This window comes from Plantactinospora sp. CA-294935, from assembly GCF_050936445.1.
In the GTDB taxonomy this organism is placed as follows: Bacteria; Actinomycetota; Actinomycetes; order Mycobacteriales; family Micromonosporaceae; genus Plantactinospora.
Window position 1 is genome coordinate 6,213,541 of record NZ_JBNJMU010000001.1, and the last position, 17,145, is coordinate 6,230,685.

The 17,145-nt window shown below is 69.7% G+C and carries 15 protein-coding genes; 7 read left to right on the plus strand and 8 right to left on the minus strand.

The annotated features are described in order from the left end of the window. The first annotated feature begins 16 nt into the window (after positions 1–16). Genes ACQEVC_RS27445 through ACQEVC_RS27475 form a run of 7 tightly spaced genes read left to right on the plus strand, consistent with a single transcriptional unit; the run spans position 17 to position 9,160 of the window. Positions 17–1,540: an ABC transporter substrate-binding protein gene (locus ACQEVC_RS27445; RefSeq protein ID WP_432882926.1), complete on the plus strand. Its 1,524-nt coding sequence runs from the start codon at positions 17–19 to the stop codon at positions 1,538–1,540. Then, entirely contained in the window at positions 1,537–2,568 is a 1,032-nt protein-coding gene (locus ACQEVC_RS27450) for an ABC transporter ATP-binding protein (protein WP_432882929.1), read from the plus strand. Before ACQEVC_RS27445 ends, ACQEVC_RS27450 begins: the two co-directional genes overlap by 4 nt. Beyond that, positions 2,565–3,371, plus strand: coding sequence for an ATP-binding cassette domain-containing protein (locus ACQEVC_RS27455; RefSeq protein WP_432882932.1), 807 nt, complete (start codon positions 2,565–2,567; stop codon positions 3,369–3,371). Before ACQEVC_RS27450 ends, ACQEVC_RS27455 begins: the two co-directional genes overlap by 4 nt. Positions 3,372–3,382: 11 nt before the next feature. Further along, positions 3,383–5,008: an FAD-dependent oxidoreductase gene (locus tag ACQEVC_RS27460; RefSeq protein ID WP_432882935.1), complete on the plus strand. Its 1,626-nt coding sequence runs from the start codon at positions 3,383–3,385 to the stop codon at positions 5,006–5,008. Beyond that, entirely contained in the window at positions 5,008–5,934 is a 927-nt protein-coding gene (locus ACQEVC_RS27465) for a dihydrodipicolinate synthase family protein (RefSeq protein WP_432882937.1), read from the plus strand. Before ACQEVC_RS27460 ends, ACQEVC_RS27465 begins: the two co-directional genes overlap by 1 nt. Further along, positions 5,927–7,567 (plus strand): glycoside hydrolase family 13 protein, encoded by a 1,641-nt coding sequence (locus ACQEVC_RS27470; protein WP_432882940.1) that lies wholly within the window; start codon positions 5,927–5,929, stop codon positions 7,565–7,567. Before ACQEVC_RS27465 ends, ACQEVC_RS27470 begins: the two co-directional genes overlap by 8 nt. 45 nt (positions 7,568–7,612) lie before the next feature. Further along, on the plus strand, positions 7,613–9,160 hold the full coding sequence (locus ACQEVC_RS27475) for an arylsulfatase (RefSeq protein ID WP_432882943.1): 1,548 nt from the start codon (positions 7,613–7,615) through the stop codon (positions 9,158–9,160). Here the strand turns inward: ACQEVC_RS27475 and ACQEVC_RS27480 are convergent. From ACQEVC_RS27480 to ACQEVC_RS27515, 8 genes are all read right to left on the minus strand, one after another. Continuing rightward, a complete protein-coding gene (locus ACQEVC_RS27480) occupies positions 9,157–9,462 on the minus strand; it encodes an alpha-amylase family glycosyl hydrolase (protein ID WP_432882946.1) in 306 nt (101 codons plus the stop codon). The two genes, ACQEVC_RS27475 and ACQEVC_RS27480, sit on opposite strands and share 4 nt — an antisense overlap. Positions 9,463–9,493: 31 nt before the next feature. After that, positions 9,494–11,317 carry a glycosyl hydrolase family 28-related protein gene (locus tag ACQEVC_RS27485; protein WP_432882949.1) on the minus strand — a complete coding sequence of 608 codons (1,824 nt, stop codon included), beginning with the start codon at positions 11,315–11,317 and terminating at the stop codon, positions 9,494–9,496. An 85-nt stretch (positions 11,318–11,402) separates the two neighbouring features. After that, entirely contained in the window at positions 11,403–12,224 is an 822-nt protein-coding gene (locus ACQEVC_RS27490) for an ATP-binding cassette domain-containing protein (RefSeq protein WP_432882951.1), read from the minus strand. Beyond that, positions 12,221–13,222 (minus strand): ABC transporter ATP-binding protein, encoded by a 1,002-nt coding sequence (locus tag ACQEVC_RS27495; RefSeq protein ID WP_432882954.1) that lies wholly within the window; start codon positions 13,220–13,222, stop codon positions 12,221–12,223. The genes ACQEVC_RS27490 and ACQEVC_RS27495 overlap by 4 nt, the downstream gene beginning before the upstream one ends. 31 nt (positions 13,223–13,253) lie before the next feature. Continuing rightward, on the minus strand, positions 13,254–14,753 hold the full coding sequence (locus ACQEVC_RS27500) for an ABC transporter substrate-binding protein (protein ID WP_432882957.1): 1,500 nt from the start codon (positions 14,751–14,753) through the stop codon (positions 13,254–13,256). A gap of 73 nt (positions 14,754–14,826) precedes the next feature. Beyond that, entirely contained in the window at positions 14,827–15,711 is an 885-nt protein-coding gene (locus ACQEVC_RS27505) for an ABC transporter permease (RefSeq protein ID WP_432882960.1), read from the minus strand. A gap of 43 nt (positions 15,712–15,754) precedes the next feature. Then, positions 15,755–16,684 carry an ABC transporter permease gene (locus ACQEVC_RS27510; RefSeq protein WP_432882963.1) on the minus strand — a complete coding sequence of 310 codons (930 nt, stop codon included), beginning with the start codon at positions 16,682–16,684 and terminating at the stop codon, positions 15,755–15,757. Positions 16,685–16,833: 149 nt separating this feature from the next. Beyond that, positions 16,834–17,139: a DUF6385 domain-containing protein gene (locus ACQEVC_RS27515; protein WP_432882966.1), complete on the minus strand. Its 306-nt coding sequence runs from the start codon at positions 17,137–17,139 to the stop codon at positions 16,834–16,836. Positions 17,140–17,145: the final 6 nt, after the last annotated feature.

Consider the following 17,145-nt stretch of genomic DNA (forward strand, 5'->3'; position numbering starts at 1 on the left):
CCCAGGAGAAGATGCAATGACGCTACAGCGACGGATGCGTACGGAGGTCCTCGCCGCCGCGGCCCTGGCACTCGTCGGGCTCGTCGGCTGTACCACCACCTCCGGCGGGTCCGAGAACGGCGGCGACGTCGCGCAGGAACTGGCCGTCGCCGTCCAGTTCCCGATCGAGAATCTCGATCCGCACGGCGCGTCCGCAATGGACAACGGTACCCAGATCGCCGCCAAGGCCATCTTCAGCCCACTTGTGCGGATCGTCGGCAAGAGCCAGTTCGAGGGTGTCCTCGCCGAGTCGTGGCAGACCAACGCGGACGCCTCCGAGTGGACCTTCAACCTGCGCGACAACGTCACCTTCTCCGACGGGTCCCCGGTCACCGGCGCGGACGTGGTCGCCTCGTTCAACCGGGTGGTGAAGCTCGCCGGCCCGATGGCGGTCAACTTCAAGGACCACCAGGCCAGGGTCGATGGCACGGACACGGTCGTCATCACCGGCAAGGGCCCGGATCCCGCGCTGCTCGGCAAGCTCATCACGTTCTACGTGACGCCGGCGAACCAGGACAAGGCGGGTTGGGAGAAACCGGTCGGTAGCGGACCCTTTGTCCTCCAGCAGTTCGCCCCCGGCCAGAATCTCGTCCTCGGTGCCAACCCGAAGTACTGGGCGGGCAAGCCGCAACTGGACCGGCTGGAGCTGCGCAGCATCCAGGAGATTTCGGCGCGGATGACCGCGCTGAAGACCGGCGAGGTCGGACTCACCTGGGCCATGCCGGACGACCAGATTCCGGCCCTGCGCAGCGACCCGGACCTCGCCGTGGAGAAGCTGGATGGCGGCGCCGTGGTGACGATGTGGATGAACAGCTCGGCGAAGGGGCTGACCAGCCCGGCCGTCCGGCGGGCCCTGTGGCAGGCCGTCGACTTCGAGACGATCATCAAGTCGCTGTACCCGGAGACCGGCACTCTCGCCAACTCGGTGATCGGCACCAACGTGCTCGGCTACGCGCCGCAGACCCCGGTCAAGTACGACCCCGTCGCGGCCAAGGCGGCGCTGGACGCGGCCGGCTGGGACTACGGGCAGACGATCCGGTTCCAGTTCTCGCAGCCGCAGTTCCAGCAGTTCACCGATGCGGTGGCGAGCGACCTCGCCAAGATCGGCGTCAAGGTCGACCCCACCCAGAAGGAGTCCGCGGTCTTCCTCCAGGATCTGCTGGCGCTCAACTGGGACCTGAACATCCAGCAACTCGGTACCGCCGGCTTCGACGCGGCCACCAACCTCGGCCGGCTGTACACCTGCGCGGCCAAGCGGACCGGCTACTGCAACGCGGAGCTGGACAACCTGCTCACCCAGGCCGGCTCGACCAGCGACACCGCCAAACGCCAGGACCTGTACGCACAGGCATCCAAGATTATCTGGGACGACGCCGTCGGCATGTACCCGATGTTCGTCCAGATCCCGTACGCCCGGAGCAAGGCGCTGCAGGACTTCACGCTCCCGATGGACGGCGTACCGGACTTCGCCAAGGTACGGATCGGCAGCGACGCACGGTGAAGCCGCTCCCGACTTCCCCGGTCGCCGACCCGGCACCGAGCGAGCCCGGCCCCGACGGTGGCTCGGCGGAGCTGTTGCGGATCGAGCATCTGTCGATCGAGCTGCCCGGCCCGGCGGGTCCGGTCCGGGTGGTGGACGACGTGTCGTTCGCCGTCGACGCGGGCCGGACCACCGGCCTGATCGGGGAATCGGGCAGCGGCAAGACGATGACCGCCTCGGCGATCATCGGCCTGCTTCCGGCCGGTGGCACGGCCTCCGGCCGGATCTGGTGGCATGGCGAGGACCTGGTGGCGATGCCGGAGAAGGCCCGGCGCCGGCTGCGCGGGCACAGCATCGCCATGATCTTCCAGGACCCCCAGTCCGCGCTGAACCCGACGCAGACGATCGGCCGGCAGGTCGGAGAGATCCTCCGCCGTGGCGGCATGCCGGCCAGCCAGGTACGTCGGGCCGTGATCGACCTGCTCGACCGGGTGGGGGTGCCCGATCCGGAAACGCGGCATGCCCAGTACCCGCACCAGTACTCGGGCGGCCTGCGGCAACGCGCGATGGTGGCGACCGCACTCGCCGGTTCGCCACAGCTCATCCTCGCCGACGAACCGACGACGGCGCTCGACGTCACCGTCCAGGCCCGGATCCTGGGGCTGCTCAAGCGCATCCGCGAGCAGGAGGGCATGGCCATGTTGCTGGTCAGCCACGACCTGCGGGTGATGGCGCACGTCGCCGACGAGGTCGTCGTGATGTACGCCGGCCGGGTGTGCGAGATCGGCCCCAGCCGCGAGGTGTTCAACCGGCCGGCGCACCCCTACACCAGGGCGCTGGTGGTCAGCGTCCCGGCGGTGCGCAACAAGACGGCCATCGCCGACCCGCTGCCCGGCAGCCCGGCGAACCCGGCCGAACGGCCTCCGGGATGCCCGTTCCATCCCCGGTGTCCCAAGGCTCGCGACCGGTGCCGCACCGAGGTGCCGCAGTTGCGGCACCTCGCCACCGGCCGGCAGGTCGCCTGCCACTTTCCCGAGGAGGCGACGTGACCGCCACGGGGCAGCCCGCGCTGCTGGAGGTCGACGACCTCGTGGTCAACTTCGGCACCCGGCGGGAGCGCCGGCGCGGCCTCAAGCCGAACGCCGTCGACGGCGTGTCGCTCACGGTAGGTCCTGACGAGACACTCGCCGTCGTCGGCGAGTCCGGCTCGGGCAAGACCACGGTTGCCCGCTGCGTCGTCGGCCTGCAGGCGGCGCAGCGGGGCACGGTGCGGTTCGACGGCGTCCAGGTCGGCCCGGTCGGCACCCGCACTCCGGCGACCCGCCGCGCCGTCCAGATGGTCTTCCAGGACCCCGCCGCCTCGCTCAACCCGCGCATGACGGTCCGCGCCATCATCACCGAGGCCTGGCGTACCCACCGGTCGGTCGCGCCCACCGACCGGACCTGGGACGCCGCCATCGAGGACCTGCTGAACGACGTCGGCCTGGACGCCGGCATCGCGGCCCGGCGCACGCCGTCGCTGTCCGGCGGGCAGTGCCAGCGGGTCAGCATCGCCCGCGCCCTCGCGCTGCGGCCGCGCCTGCTGGTCTGCGACGAGGCGGTCTCCGCCCTCGACGTCTCCGTCCAGTCCCAGATCCTGCGCCTGCTGGTCAGCCTGCGGGCCTCCCGCGGGCTCGCCATCCTGTTCATCACGCACGACCTCGGCGTGGTCCGCCAGATCGCGGACCGGGTGGCGGTGATGCAGCACGGTCGGCTGGTCGAGACCGCCGGCGCCGACGACCTGTTCGACCAGCCCACCCATCCCTACACCAGGACCCTGCTCGACGCCGCCCTCGACCTAGAGGGCGCGTGACACCCAAGACGATGGAACGGAGCACATTGGAGTCGCAGATTGCGGACGTCGATCTTGCCATCATCGGTGGCGGCGTGGGCGGCGTCGCCGCGGCGCTCGCCGCGCTGCGGCGCGGGCTGCGGGTGGTGCTGACCGAGGAGACCGACCGGATCGGTGGTCAGTTCACCAGCCAGGGAGTGCCGCCGGACGAGCACAGATGGATCGAGCAGTTCGGCTGTACCGCCTCGTACCGCAGATACCGGTCCGCCGTCCGGGACTACTACCGTCGGTGGTACCCCCTCACCGTCGCGGCGAGGAACGACCCCCGGCTCAACCCGGGACTGGGTCGGGTCGGCCCGCTGTGCCACGAGCCGAGGGTGAGCGGAGCTGTGCTGCGGTCCCTCGTCGACCCGTACCTGAGCAGCGGGCGGCTGCGTATCCTGCTCCGGACCAGGCCGGTCGCGGTGGAACTGCGCGGTGACCGGGTCACCGGCATCACCGTGGAACGCGCCGACGCCGGCCGGGTACACATCGTCAGCCCGTACTACCTGGACGCCACCGAGCTGGGTGACGTGTTGCCGCTGGCCGACGTGGAGCACGTGACGGGATTCGAGTCCCGGCACGAGACCGGCGAGCCGAGCGGGCCCGAGGTGGCACAGCCGGACAACATGCAGGCAGTCTCGTGGGTCTTCGCCGTCGAGCACCGGGAGGGCGAGGACCACGTGATCGAGCGCCCGGCCCGGTACGACTACTGGCGCGGCTACCGCCCGGCGTACTGGCCGGGGCCGCAGATCGGGCTGACCGCGCCCGACCCCCGGACGCTCGCGCCGCTGACCCGCACCTTCACCCCGAACGCGCGTTCCGGGCAGGTGGTCGCCGACCAGAGCCAGGATCCCGGCGACCGCGAGCTGTGGGAGTTCCGCCGGGTGGTCGCCCGTGAGCTGTACGAGCCGGGCTTCGTCACCAGCGACGTGACCCTGGTGAACTGGCCGATGATCGACTACCTGGACGGCCCGCTGATCGGGGTCGGCGAGGAGGAGAAGCAACACCATCTGCGCGGCGCCCGGGAACTGTCGGCCAGCATGCTCTACTGGCTGCAGACCGAGGCGCCACGACCGGACGGCGGCCAGGGATGGCCGGGGCTGCGGCTGCGGCCGGACGTGATGGACACCGTCGACGGATTCGCCGCGGCACCGTACATCCGGGAGTCCCGGCGGATCCGCGCCGAGTACACCGTCGTCGAACAGGACCTCTCCCTCGCCGTCCGGGGCGACGCGGGCGCGGTGGCGTACGACGACACCGTCGGGATCGGCATGTACCGGATCGACCTGCACCCCTCGACCGGGGGAGACAACTACATCGACATCGCCAGCTGTCCCTTCCAGATCCCACTCGGCGCCCTACTGCCGGTGCGGATCCGCAACCTGCTACCGGCCGGGAAGAACATCGGCACCACACACATCACCAACGGCTGCTACCGGCTGCACCCGGTGGAGTGGAACATCGGCGAGGCAGCGGGCTCGCTGGTGGCGTACTGCCACCGCGAGGCGGTGGAGCCGCACGACGTCCGCCGCAAGGAGCAGCACCTGCGGATGTTCCAGGGCACGTTGGCCGCCGACGGCGTCGAGCTCGGCTGGCCAGAGGTTCGGGGTTACTGATGGCGCTGTCTGGCAAGGATCTGCTGGGCGGCGTGGTCGTCCCGGCCGTCACTCCGATCGGCGGGCACGGCGGTCCGGATTTCGCCGCCGGCTGTGGGTACTTCGACGCGCTGGCCGCCGCCGGCATCACGAAGATCATGCTGTTGGGCACCAACGGCGAGGGGCCGCTGTTCGACACGCAGTCCATCGGCCAGTTCCTGGCCGACGCCGTCGGGCAGTGGAAGCGGCGGGTGCCAGGGGGAACTGTCGTCGTGAACGTCTCCGCCGCCGGGACCCGCGAGTCGCTGCTGCGGGCAGAGGCCGCCGCCGCGGCCGGATCCGATGCGCTGGTACTCAGCCCACCGTTCTACTTCCAGCACAGCGAGCGCGACATCGCCGCGCATTACCACGCGGCCCGCGCGGCGTCCCTTCCCGTCATCGCCTACAACACACCGAGATACGCCTCTCCGCTGGCGGCCGGCTCGATCCGGGCGTTGGCCGAGATGCCGCACGTCGTCGGCGTCAAGGACAGCTCCGGCGATGCGGCCGTCCTCGCCCAATGGCTGGAGGTACCCCGCGGCCGACCGGACTTCGGGGTGAGCCAGGGCGCCGAACAGTACCTGTACGACGCGTTGGCCGCAGGCGCGGACGGAATCACGCCCGGCATCGCGAACATCGCGCCGCGCGTCGCCGTCGAGCTGGTCGCCGCCCATCGTGGCGACGACGACGTGCGGGCCGCTCGTGCCCAGGAGCGGATCGTGCGGCTGATGAAGATCCACAGCGTCCGGCCGGGTGTTCCGGTGGTCAAGGCGACGCTGGCGCTGCGTGGCCTGTGTCCGGCGGACCTGGCCCCGCCGCAGCGGGTCCTCGACGACGACGAGACCGCCGACCTACGGCGGTTTCTATCCACCGTGGAGCATGAGTTGATCGGTACCTCGGATGGCTGACGCGCAGTGGTGGCGCACCGCCGCCATCTACCAGATATACATCCGGTCGTTCGCGGACGGCGACGGCGACGGCATCGGCGACATCGCCGGAATCCGCAGCCGGCTCGGCTACCTCGCGCAGCTCGGTGTCGACGCCATCTGGATCACCCCCTGGTACGCCTCGCCCAACAACGACGGCGGCTACGACGTACGCGACTACCGCGCCATCGACCCGACCTACGGTGACCTGCGGGAGGCCGAGCTGCTCATCGGGGAGGCACACCAGCACGGCTTGAGGGTCATCCTGGATATCGTGCCGAACCACACCTCTACCGACCATCCCTGGTTCCAGGCCGCGCTCGTTTCCCCACCCGGCTCACCGGAGCGCGCCAGGTACCACTTCGTGGACGGGCGTGGGCCCGGCGGTGAGCTGCCGCCCAACGACTGGCGCAGCACCTTCGGCGGCAGCGCCTGGCAGCGGGTGACCGAGGCGGACGGAGAGCCCGGACAGTGGTACCTGCACCTGTTCGACCCCACCCAGGCCGACCTGAACTGGTCAGATCCCGAGGTACACCGAGAGTTCCTGGACATCCTGCGGTTCTGGTTCGACCGCGGTGTCGACGGGTTCCGCATCGACGTCGCCACCGGACTGGTCAAGCACCCTGGCTATCCCGACCTGGGCTACCGGGAGGAGGACCTGCTCGTCCTCACGAACGTGCCGGACCATCCGCACCGGGACCGCGACGGGGTACATGCGATCTACCGTGACTGGCGAACGCTCGCCGGCGAGTACGACCCACCAAGGATCTTCGTCGCGGAGGCATGGGTCGCCGATTCTGAGCGGCTGGCCCGTTATGTGGCGCCGGGCCAGCTCCACACCACCTTCAACTTCCCGTTTCTGCAGTCCGCCTGGGACGCCGGCGAGTTGTCCTCGGTCATCGAGTCCACCTTGCACGCGATGTCCCGGGTCGGGGCACCGCCGACCTGGGTGCTGTCCAATCACGACGTGGAACGGACGGTGACCCGCTACGGGCGTGCGGACACCCGGAAGCAGCCGGGCAGATCCGGCCACGAGCTCGGACCGGTCGACATTGAGCTGGGCCGGCGCCGGGCCAGGGCCGCGATCCTGCTCATGCTCGCCCTGCCCGGCGTGGCCTACCTCTACCAGGGTGAGGAACTCGGCCTGCCCGACCACATGGACATCCCCGTCGACCGCATCCAGGATCCGATCTGGACCCGCTCCGGCGGGCGGCGCCGGGGACGCGACGGCTGCCGGGTTCCGCTCCCGTGGACGCTGGACCCGAAGGGTGCCGGGTTCGGTTCCGCGGACCCGTGGCTCCCGCAGCCGCACGGCTGGGAGACACACTCGGTCCAGAGCCAGCTCGACGACCCGACCTCCATGTACCACCTGGTGGCGAGGGCGCTGCGGATCCGCCGGAACCTGGGTGCCGCACCGGAGCTTGAGTGGGTGGTCCGATCCGATTCGGTCCTGCACTTCCGGCGCGGGCCGGCCCTCGAGTGCATCGTCAATTTCGGCGCCACCGAGGTGCCGGTGCCAGCGGGCGCGGTTCCGCTCCTGCGCAGCGACACCATCGACGCGACGCCCGACCCGCTCGGGCCGGACACGGCCGCATGGCTGCGGCCGAGGGGATAGTTCACCGGATCAGCCCCGGCCCGGGCGACTCGTAGAGGATGAACCATGAAGCGGCCGAACGTCGTGTTGATCGTCGCCGACGACCTCGGGTACTCGGACATCGGGTGCTACGGCGGCGAGATCCGTACGCCGAACCTTGACCGGCTGGGGCGGTCCGGGGTGCGGCTGTCGCAGTTCTACAACACGGCGCGGTGTAGTCCGTCGCGCGCGTCCCTGCTGACCGGGTTGCACCCGCACCAGACCGGGATCGGTGTCCTGGCCAGCCCCAACCGGCCCGGAGGGTACCCGGGTAGCCTCAACGACCGCTGCGTCACCATCGCCGAACTGCTCCGGGACGCCGGCTACGCCACGAGCCTGTCGGGTAAGTGGCACCTGAGCGGGTCGGTGTGGGAGCCGTCCGACTCGTGGCCGACGCGGCGGGGATTCGACGACTTCTTCGGCACGCTCAGCGGCTGCGGCAGCTACTACGACCCGGGGACGCTGCGCCGGGGCGAGGCGGATGCGAGCGCCGAGGCCCGCGATCCGCGGTTCTTCTACACCGACGCGATCACCGATCACGCGGTGGAGTTCGTCGGCCGGCAGGCCACCGCCGACCGTCCGTTCTTCGCCTACGTCGCCTACACCGCGCCGCACTGGCCGCTGCACGCCCCAGCGGAGGACATCGCCGGGTACGACGGTGTCTACGAGGCGGGCTGGGACGAGCTGCGCGGCCGCCGGCTGGAGCGGCTGCGTGCCGAAGGCTTGGTCGGCGCGGAGTCGCCACTGTCCGAGCGGGACCCGGCACAGCCGCCGTGGTCCGCGGTGCCGCACAAGGCGTGGGAGGCACGCCGCATGCAGGTGTACGCCGCCCAGGTCGAGCGGATGGACCGGGGCGTCGGGCGGATCCTGGACCAACTGGCGTGCTCCGGCGTCCTTGACGACACCGTGGTGATATTCCTGTCCGACAATGGCGGCTGCGCCGAGGAGCTGCCGCTCGGTGACCCCGAGGAGTTCCGCAGCAGGCGGGCGACGATCCCGGCCGCCACCCGGGACGGCGCGCAGTTGCGGGTCGGCAACGATCCGGGCATCGACCCCGGCCCGGAGGACACCTACGCCAGCTACGGCGTCGCGTGGGCAAACCTGTCCAACACCCCGTTCCGGCTGTACAAGCGGTGGGTGCACGAGGGCGGTGTCGCCACCCCGTTTCTCGCGCACTGGCCTGCGGGCGGCCTGGCCGGCGGTCGGATGGTCCGGACGCCGTTCCAGCTCACCGATGTGTTACCTACCTTGTCCGGTGCTACCGGCGTCGACTACCCGCGCGAGTACCGGGGGCGGGAGGTGCTGCCGCCCGAGGGGCGCAGCATGTTGCCCGCCCTGCGGGGAGAGTCGGGACCGGATTCCGACTTGTTCTGGGAACACCTCGGCAACGCCGCGGTACGCCGGGGGCGGTGGAAGCTCGTCCGCGAGCACTCGCAGCCGTGGGAGCTGTACGACATGGACGCCGATCGTTCTGAGCTGAACGATCTTGCCCAGCGACACCCCGGCCTCGTCGTCGAGCTGGCCACCGAGTACCAGCGCTGGGCGCAGCGGGTCGGCGTCATACCCCGCGGCTAGACCCCGCCCGGGCCGGCCCGTCGATCCGTCGGCGGTCGCGGCCGATGCGGGCACTCCTCGACCAGCTCGCGAGCTTCCTCGACGGATCCGTAGCGGAGGTGGACGGCACGACAGTCGGCCACGTCGTGGCCTGCGTCGCGCGGCGGCGAGTCGAACCAGGGCGAGATCCAGATGGCGTCGATGCCGAGCGGCGACAGGCGGTAGATCCGGCTGCGCAGCCCGGTGATGTCGCCGGTCCCGCCGGCGTAGGCGTTGGCGAAGGACCGGTTCACCCCTGGTAGATCGCCGCGTTGCGGCATCATGCGGCCGATGTCGTGCCGTCCACTGCGTTTCCTACTTGATGGCGTTGCCGAGCGGCACGCGCTGCCACGACGTGCCGTCGGACATGGCGAGGCAGGGTTTGCCGCCGTGGCCGTCGCTGACGTGGATGATTGCGCCGGTGTTGCTGGCGGCGGGCGGCAGGGTCTTGACGGTGTACGGGTGCAGGCGGGTGGCATGGGTGTAGACGGTGCGGATCTGTGCGTCGGGGCTGCCGATGTCGCGGGCGTTGTCGGTCGGGGGGATGAGCCCGGCGACGCTGGCCTGGAAGGCGACGACCTCGTTGGTGTTGGTGGTGGAGCACAGCAGGTTGGTGGCCGCAGATCCGGATGCGTTGACCGCGACCACCTCGACGCCGCCCTTGACGCCCGGCCCGGAGCCGTCGGCCAGTGCGCCTTCGACGAGGTAGCCGCCGTAGCTGTCGCCGGCCGTGATGCCGCCGGTGGCGGTGCTGAGGACGCGTACGGCGGCGGCTTTCGCGGCGGCCACCTGGAGCTTGCTGAACCTGCCCGGTTCGGTCTCCACGTAGGAGTCGGGGCCGATCGTCCCGGCGGCGACGAGTGCGTCCTGCTCGAACGTGTTGCCGACGATGTTGGACTCGCGCAGGGTGCCGACGACGTTGACCCCGGGTTGCCCGTTGGGGTTGGCCGACAGGACGTTGCCGAGGACGGCGAGTCTGGTGGCGTCCGCGCCGAGGTGCACGGCGCCGTGGCCGGCCGCCTTGACGAGGTTGAAGTGGTCGAATGAGTTGTCGGTGATGCTGACCTTGTCCACGGACTGGTCGAACCGGATGGCGGAGGCGCGGATCCAGTTGAACGAGTTCGCCGAGATGGTGACGTTTTTCGCGGATACCCCGCTGGTGAAGTGGATCGCGTAGCGGGGCGGCTCCCAGGCCCCGGGGTCGGTGTCGAACCCGCCGATGATGTTGCCGGTGATGGTGAGGTTGTGTCCGCCGGAGTCGATCTGGATGACGGCGTTGCCGGTGCCGTTCTCGATCACGTTGCCGGTGATGGTGGAGTTGGTGAGGCTGCCCTTGAACAGCCGCCGACCGATGTCGAGCAGGTTGTTGCTGATGACAGCGCCGCGGAAGTCGCCGTCCGGGGGTCCGTTGAAAATGATGGCGTCGAAGTTGGAGTGGAAGTGGTTGTCGGTGATGATCCACTTGCGCGTACCGTAGGGCAGCACGTGTACGCCGCTGCCCTGGATCCCTTCGGTGGGCCAGGAGATGCTGATGCCGTTCGTGCAGACGGCGACCTTGTTCTTGGTGAACAGGAAACCCCGCCCGACGCTTTGGACGGCGGTGTGGAAGCGCAGGAACGAGCATTCGACGATGGTGATGTCGGTGTCGTCGGTGTTCGCCCGGCGCGCGACGTGGATCCCGACGTTGCTGGCCGTCTTCACCGGGGCGTCGAACGCGACGCCGTGGATGCCGCCCAGCGATGCCTCCCACCGGATGCCGACGCCGTCGTGATGAAAGACGATCTTTGACGACTCCTCGCCGAACATGCCGTAGCCGCGCAGCACGAACCGGTTGAGGTGGGCGCCCGGGGTGTCGTATTCGTGGTCGCCGACGACGATCGTCGACGTGACTTTGTAGAGCCCCGGCGGGAGCACGACGATCTTGTTCCGTTGGGTGCGGGCGGCGTTGATGGCGGCCTGGATGGCGGCGGTGTCGTCGGCCTCGCCGTCGCCGACCGCGCCGAACTGCTGCGGGGTGAGCACCGGGGATCCATCGGCGTCGACCAGGCTCGGCGGTGGGGTTTCGGCGTGTGCCGGCCGGGTGAGTGCGAGTCCGCCGATGCCGGCGGCACCTGCCGCGGCGGCGGAACGGATCATCATGCGGCGGTTGATTCGATCGGTCACTGCGTCCTGCTCCATTCGGTGGGTTGGTATGGATGGGACTGGTGCGTGGTACCGGGGAGCCTCAGTCGGCCGCGTCGAGGTCGACGGCGGCCGCGAGGAGTTCTCGGGTGTAGTCGTGTCGTGGTGCGGTGAACAGGGTCTGTGCTTCGGCGTTCTCGACAATCTCGCCGCGGCGCATCACGAGGACGCGGTCGGCGACCTGGCGCACCACACCGAGGTCGTGGGTGATGAACAGCATCGACAGCGACCGGGCCTGGCGTACCTTCACCAGTAGTTGCAGCACTTGCGCCTGGACGGAGACGTCGAGGGCGGATACGGCCTCGTCGCAGACGAGCAGCCGCGGGTTGAGGGCGAGTGCCCGGGCGATGCTGACGCGTTGGCATTGGCCGCCGGAGAGTGCGGTCGGGCGTTTGCCGGCGACGTCGGGGTCCAGACCGACCTGGGCGAGCAGGTCGACCACAGCGTCGCGGCGGCGGCGGGGGTTGCGGCGCACGCCGTCCGGGGCCGTCTCCGGGTGTGCCTGCCAGGCTTCGGCGATGGAGGCCTCGGCAGACAGCCGGGGGTTCAGCGAGGACCGGGGATCCTGAAAGATCATGGCAATGGTGCGCCGCATGCCGCGGTCGCCGGATCGCCGGCCCAGCAGGGACTTCCCGTCGTAGTGGATGCTCCCCGAGGCCGGTGTGACGAGTCCCACGATGGCCTGGGCGATCGTCGACTTCCCGGAGCCGGATTCGCCCACCAGGGCGACCGTCTCCTGCGGTGCGACCTCGAGGGCCACGTCGCGTACCGCCGTGATCGTCGTCCGCCGGCCGAGCCCACCGCTGCGTGGCCCGGGGTACGTCACGGTCAGATCCGTGATCTGCAGTCCGGTGGCGGTGGTCACGGCGACTCCTCCGCGAAGTGGCAGGCGCTGAGCCGTCCCGGTACCACCTCGCGCAGTGCCGGCACCTCGGCCCGGCAACGGTCCTCGGCGCGAGGGCAGCGCGGGTGGAACGGGCAGCCGGCGGGTCGGTCGAACGGGTTCGCCGGGCTGCCCGGCAGCGGGTCGGCGATCGCGGTCGGCTTGTGCACGGACGGGACGCTGCGTACCAGCGCGGCGGTGTAGGGGTGCAGCGGCCGGCGGAGTACGGCCTTCGCCGGTCCGCTCTCGGCGACCCGGCCGGCGTACATGACGACGAGGTCGTCGGCGACGTGCGACATCACCCGCAGGTCGTGGCTGACGAGCAGCATCGACAGGCGGTCCTCGTCGCGCAGCCGGGCGAGCAGGTCCAGGATCCGGGCCTGCACGGTGACGTCCAGCGCGGTGGTCGGCTCGTCGGCGAGGATGATCTTCGGCCCGCCGGCCAGCGCCAGCGCGATCATCGCACGTTGCCGCATCCCGCCGGAGAACTCGTGCGGGTAGGCGCGGACCCGGTTGCCCGGATCGGGGATGCCGACATGGTCGAGCAGTTCCACGGCACGCTGGCGGGCCTGGCGTCGGGACAGTCCGCGTCCCCACAGGATCTCGCCGACCTGGTCGCCGATCGTCATCGTCGGGTTCAGCGCGGTCGACGGGTCCTGGAACACCACGGAGATCTCCCGGCCCCGGACCTGCCGGATGCGGGTGGGGCCGGCCCGAAGCAGGTTCTCCTCGCCGAGCAGCACCTGCCCGCTGAGCACGGCGGTGTCCGGGGTGAGGCGGACGAGGGCCATCGCGGTGAGCGATTTGCCGCTGCCGGACTCGCCGATCAGACCCGTGGTGCGACCCTGCGCGATGTCGAAGGAGACGCCGTCGACCACGGTGGCCATGCCGCGGGGGCCGGGCAGCCGGATCGACAGGTCCCGGACCCGCAGCGTCGCCGCGGCCGATGGCTGCGACGCCGCGGGCAGCTGGGTGGACATTACTGCCGTCACACTCGTCGGCTGGTGCCGGTCAATCATCAACCGAGACCGTGTTCAGCGGCGGCAGGCTTTCGAGGGTGGGTGCGAGTCCGGAGACGCCGGACCGGGCGGCGAAGACGACCTTGACGAACATCGGGTACATGCCGACCGCCTCGTTCCAGATCAGCGCGGTCGCGTCGCCGTACGCCTGCTTGCGCGTCTCCTGATCGGTGGAGGTGTTGCCCTTCTTCAGCAGTGCGTCCAGATCCGGGTTGCAGTACCCGGTCCGCTTCGCCGCGCAGGTGTAGAGCCTGCCCAGGTTGTACGACGCGTCCAGGCCGAGCGTGCCGACCTGCTGGATGTTGATATCCCAGTTCAGGTTCAGCAGGTCCTCGGTGTAGACGGCCTGCTCCTTCTGCAAGGCCTCGACCTTGACCCCGATGGCGGCCAGGTCGGAGACGACCGACTCCACCCACTGCTTGAACTGCGTCTGGGAGAAGTGGAAGCGCAGGGTGGTGTTGAAGTCGAACCCGGCGTCGACGAGTGCCTGCTTCGCCGCCTGCGGGTCGTAGCCGACCGGCTTCTGCGGCGCGTAGCCGAAGACCGTCGGCGCCAGCACCGAGTCGGCGGGTTGGCCACTCTCCGGGTACAGCGCCTTGATGATCTTGTCGAAGTTCACCGCCTGCCACAGGGCCCGCCGAACCTCGGCCTTGTTCAGCGCCGGCGTCGAGGCATTCATCCACATCGTCATGACCCCGCTCCCGTCGGCGGTCGTGAACTTGATGTCGGAGTTGCTGCGTAGCTGGGTCACCTGGTCATCGGGGATGCCCCAGATGATGTCCGCTTCGCCGGTCTGCAGGGCGGTGACCCTGGCCGCCACCTCAGGGATGGACCGGATGGTCACCTGGTCCACCTTCGGCTTGTCTCCCCAGAACTTCTCGTTGGGGACGATCACCAGGTCCCCGCCGGGACTGAACGACTTGACCTTGAACGGGCCCGACGTCACCGGCGTACCCGTGTAGCTGTCCTCGGTGGCGCTCGCCGGGGTGATCCTCAGTCCGGTCAGCTTCGCCAGCAGCGCCGGGTCGGGCTCGGCGGGCTTGAACGTCACCGTGTCATCGGTCGACTCGACAGCGACGTTGACGAAGTTCGCCGAGAACGGGCTCTTCGCCTCCACGGTGCGGGTGAACGACGCCGCGACGTCCTTGCCGGTCAGCGCAGAGCCGTCGGAGAACGTAATCCCGTCCTTCAAGGTGAAGGTGAACTGTGTCGCGGTGTTGTTCGACTCCCATTTCTCGGCCGCGACGCCCTGGAACTCGCCGGGTCCGACCGTCGCCAGCAGCGGGGCGTACAGCTGCAACGAGGCGAGACCGGTGCCGCCGTCGATGGCGAGCTTGCCGTTCGGGTCGATCGACTCGATTGGGAACTGGCCGGCCACGACGAGCTGGCCGCCGCTGCCGCCGCCGGAGTTGTCGTCTGCGCCGCATGCGGCGGTTGTTGTCAGGGTAAGGACCGCCGTTGTCGCGATGGCGGCGAGCCGGATAGACCTCATCGTCGTGCTCCTTACTGTGCTGCTTTTGGCTGTGCTGCGGGGATGGGGGTGTGTGCGGTGGTGTCGTGTGTCGTCATTGCCGGCGGCCGACGTGGCGGGTGAACAGGTCTCCGGTGAATCCCACGCTGATGACGAGCAGGGCGAGGGCGATGCCGGGGATGGTGGATATCCACCAGGCGCTGGCGAGGTACTCCTTGCCGGAGGCGATCGTCTGTCCCCAGGAAACGGAGGAGGGCGGCAGGCCCAGCCCGAGGAAGCTCAGGCTCGCCTCGGCGAGAATGGCGCCGGCGAACTCGGTCGTCGCCAGCGCGAGCGCGGGCCCGGCGAGGAAGGGCACGATGTGCCGGGTCACGATGGTCCGCCGGGGCAGCCCCATCACGGTCGCCGACCTGACCCAGTCCCGCTCGCGCAGGCTCATCGCCATGGACCGCGACAGGCGGGCGAAGCTGACCCAGTTGGTGACGGTGAGCGCGATGACGACGATCATGAGGCTCCGGTCGAAGACGCCGGCGATGACGATGGCCAGCAGGATGCCCGGGAACGCGACCAGCACGTCGATGACGCGGGAGACCGCCACGTCGGTGATCCCTCGCCGGTACCCGGCGAACGTGCCGAGGGCGATGCCGACAAGTCCGCTGAAGGCGACCACGAGCAGCCCGATCACGATCGACGTGCGGGCGCCGTACACCACCTGGCCGAGCAGGTCCCGGCCGAGGGCATCGGTGCCGAAGAACGCCGTGCTGCCGTCGCTGGTGACCGAGCCGGGGCTGAGCAGCCGGTCGTCGAGGTCGCCGCGTACGGGGGAGTAGTCGATGATCAGCGGGCCGACGGCGCCGACCAGCACGTACAGCCCGAAGACCACCATCGGGATGGCCTGCACTGCCCGGCCCACCCTGGTCCGGGCAGCCGTCACCGGGACCGGTGTGACCGGGCTTTGCGCCAGCTCCAGCGCGGTCATCCGTCGCCTCCCGTCCTTCGTCCGGTTGCGCTGGCCAGCTCGGTCACGACGCCACCCCCGCCCGGATACGGGGATCCAGCCGGGCGTTGAGGACGTCGGCGAGCAGGTTCAGCGCCACGACGACGATCGCGATGAGGACGGTCGCCCCCTGCACGATGGCGTAGTCGCGGTTGCCGACGGCGCTGACCAGCAACGAGCCGACGCCCTGCCAGGCGAACACCTGCTCGACGATCACCGCGCCGCCCATCAGGGTGCCGATGTGCAGCGCCACGATGCTCACCACCGGGATCACCGAGTTGCGTACGGCGTGGCGGGCCAGCACCGTCCGCTCGGACAGACCTTTCGACCGGGCGGTCAGGATGTACGGCTCGCTGGTGACCTCCGCGAGACTGCTGCGGGTGATCCGGGCCACCAGCGCGGTGAACGGGATGGCGAGGGTGATCGCCGGCAGCACCAGATGCCGGGCGTCTCCGGACCCCGCACTGGGTAGCAGCCGCAGGGTCAGCGCCATCAGCAGGATCAGCATGATGCCCGACCAGAACGACGGAAGCGCCTGCATCACCAGGGTGACGGCGGAGATCGCCCGGTCGGCGAGCCGTCCCGGCGCGCGGCCGGCGAGGATGCCCAGCAGCGGTCCGAGCACCAGAGCCAGCAGCGTCGCCGTCGCCGTGAGCAGGATGGTGGCCGGGAGGCGGTCGAGGATGACCGTCATCGCGGACTCGTGGAAGCGGTACGACTCTCCGAAGTCACCGGTGACGGCTTCGCGCAGGTAGCTGAGGTACTGCGCGAAAATCGGCCGGTTGAGTCCGAGCTCTTCACGTAGTGCGTCTACTTCTGCGGCGGTGGCCTCCGGCCCCAACTGGACGGTGGCCTGATTGCCGGGGGCGAGCCGCAGGATAACGAAGGTGAGGCTCAGAGTCCCCCAGACGGTGAAGACCATGAGGCCGAGTCGCCGGACCAGCCGGGGAAACATAAGTTTCTCTCCTCCTTCTTGTCACTGAACCTTTTTCAACCTGAACCGCGCGGCGCTCACACACCGCGTCCGACCTCGCGCTTCGACGGACCGCAAGGGGAGGTTGAAAAAGGTTCACTATCGGGCCCGGAAGCGTGGCCGCCTGCGGGTCATCCCTTCAGGGCGAGATGGACCAGGACGGTTGCCGGCTGCTGCTGCGTGGCGCCGCTGAACGCCAGCCGCAGCCACCCACCGAAGTTCGTCAGTTCGATCGCGGCGATCTTCTCGCCCGCCGCGATCACCCGAGGGTCGCCCCGGTCGACCCAGTGCAGCCCGTCCGGCGAGATCTGTGCCTGGACGGACAGATCCGGGTGGTCGCCTTCGACCTGGACGAAGAAGACCGCTTCGCCGGCCCAACCCGCTTCGTAGGAATGGGTGGCGTGGTCGGCGGTGATCGTGAGACGGCGTTCGATCACGGAAGT

Excerpts from the sequence above, each read along its gene's own strand:
- ACQEVC_RS27465 (WP_432882937.1), top strand. The coding sequence starts at position 5,008 with ATGGCGCTGTCTGGCAAGGATCTGCTGGGCGGCGTGGTCGTCCCGGCC.
- ACQEVC_RS27480 (WP_432882946.1), bottom strand. The coding sequence starts at position 9,462 with ATGATGCCGCAACGCGGCGATCTACCAGGGGTGAACCGGTCCTTCGCC.
- ACQEVC_RS27470 (WP_432882940.1), top strand. The coding sequence starts at position 5,927 with ATGGCTGACGCGCAGTGGTGGCGCACCGCCGCCATCTACCAGATATAC.
- ACQEVC_RS27505 (WP_432882960.1), bottom strand. The coding sequence starts at position 15,711 with ATGACCGCGCTGGAGCTGGCGCAAAGCCCGGTCACACCGGTCCCGGTG.
- ACQEVC_RS27485 (WP_432882949.1), bottom strand. The coding sequence starts at position 11,317 with ATGATGATCCGTTCCGCCGCCGCGGCAGGTGCCGCCGGCATCGGCGGA.
- ACQEVC_RS27500 (WP_432882957.1), bottom strand. The coding sequence starts at position 14,753 with ATGAGGTCTATCCGGCTCGCCGCCATCGCGACAACGGCGGTCCTTACC.
- ACQEVC_RS27510 (WP_432882963.1), bottom strand. The coding sequence starts at position 16,684 with ATGTTTCCCCGGCTGGTCCGGCGACTCGGCCTCATGGTCTTCACCGTC.
- ACQEVC_RS27495 (WP_432882954.1), bottom strand. The coding sequence starts at position 13,222 with ATGTCCACCCAGCTGCCCGCGGCGTCGCAGCCATCGGCCGCGGCGACG.
- ACQEVC_RS27460 (WP_432882935.1), top strand. The coding sequence starts at position 3,383 with ATGGAACGGAGCACATTGGAGTCGCAGATTGCGGACGTCGATCTTGCC.
- ACQEVC_RS27445 (WP_432882926.1), top strand. The coding sequence starts at position 17 with ATGACGCTACAGCGACGGATGCGTACGGAGGTCCTCGCCGCCGCGGCC.
- ACQEVC_RS27475 (WP_432882943.1), top strand. The coding sequence starts at position 7,613 with ATGAAGCGGCCGAACGTCGTGTTGATCGTCGCCGACGACCTCGGGTAC.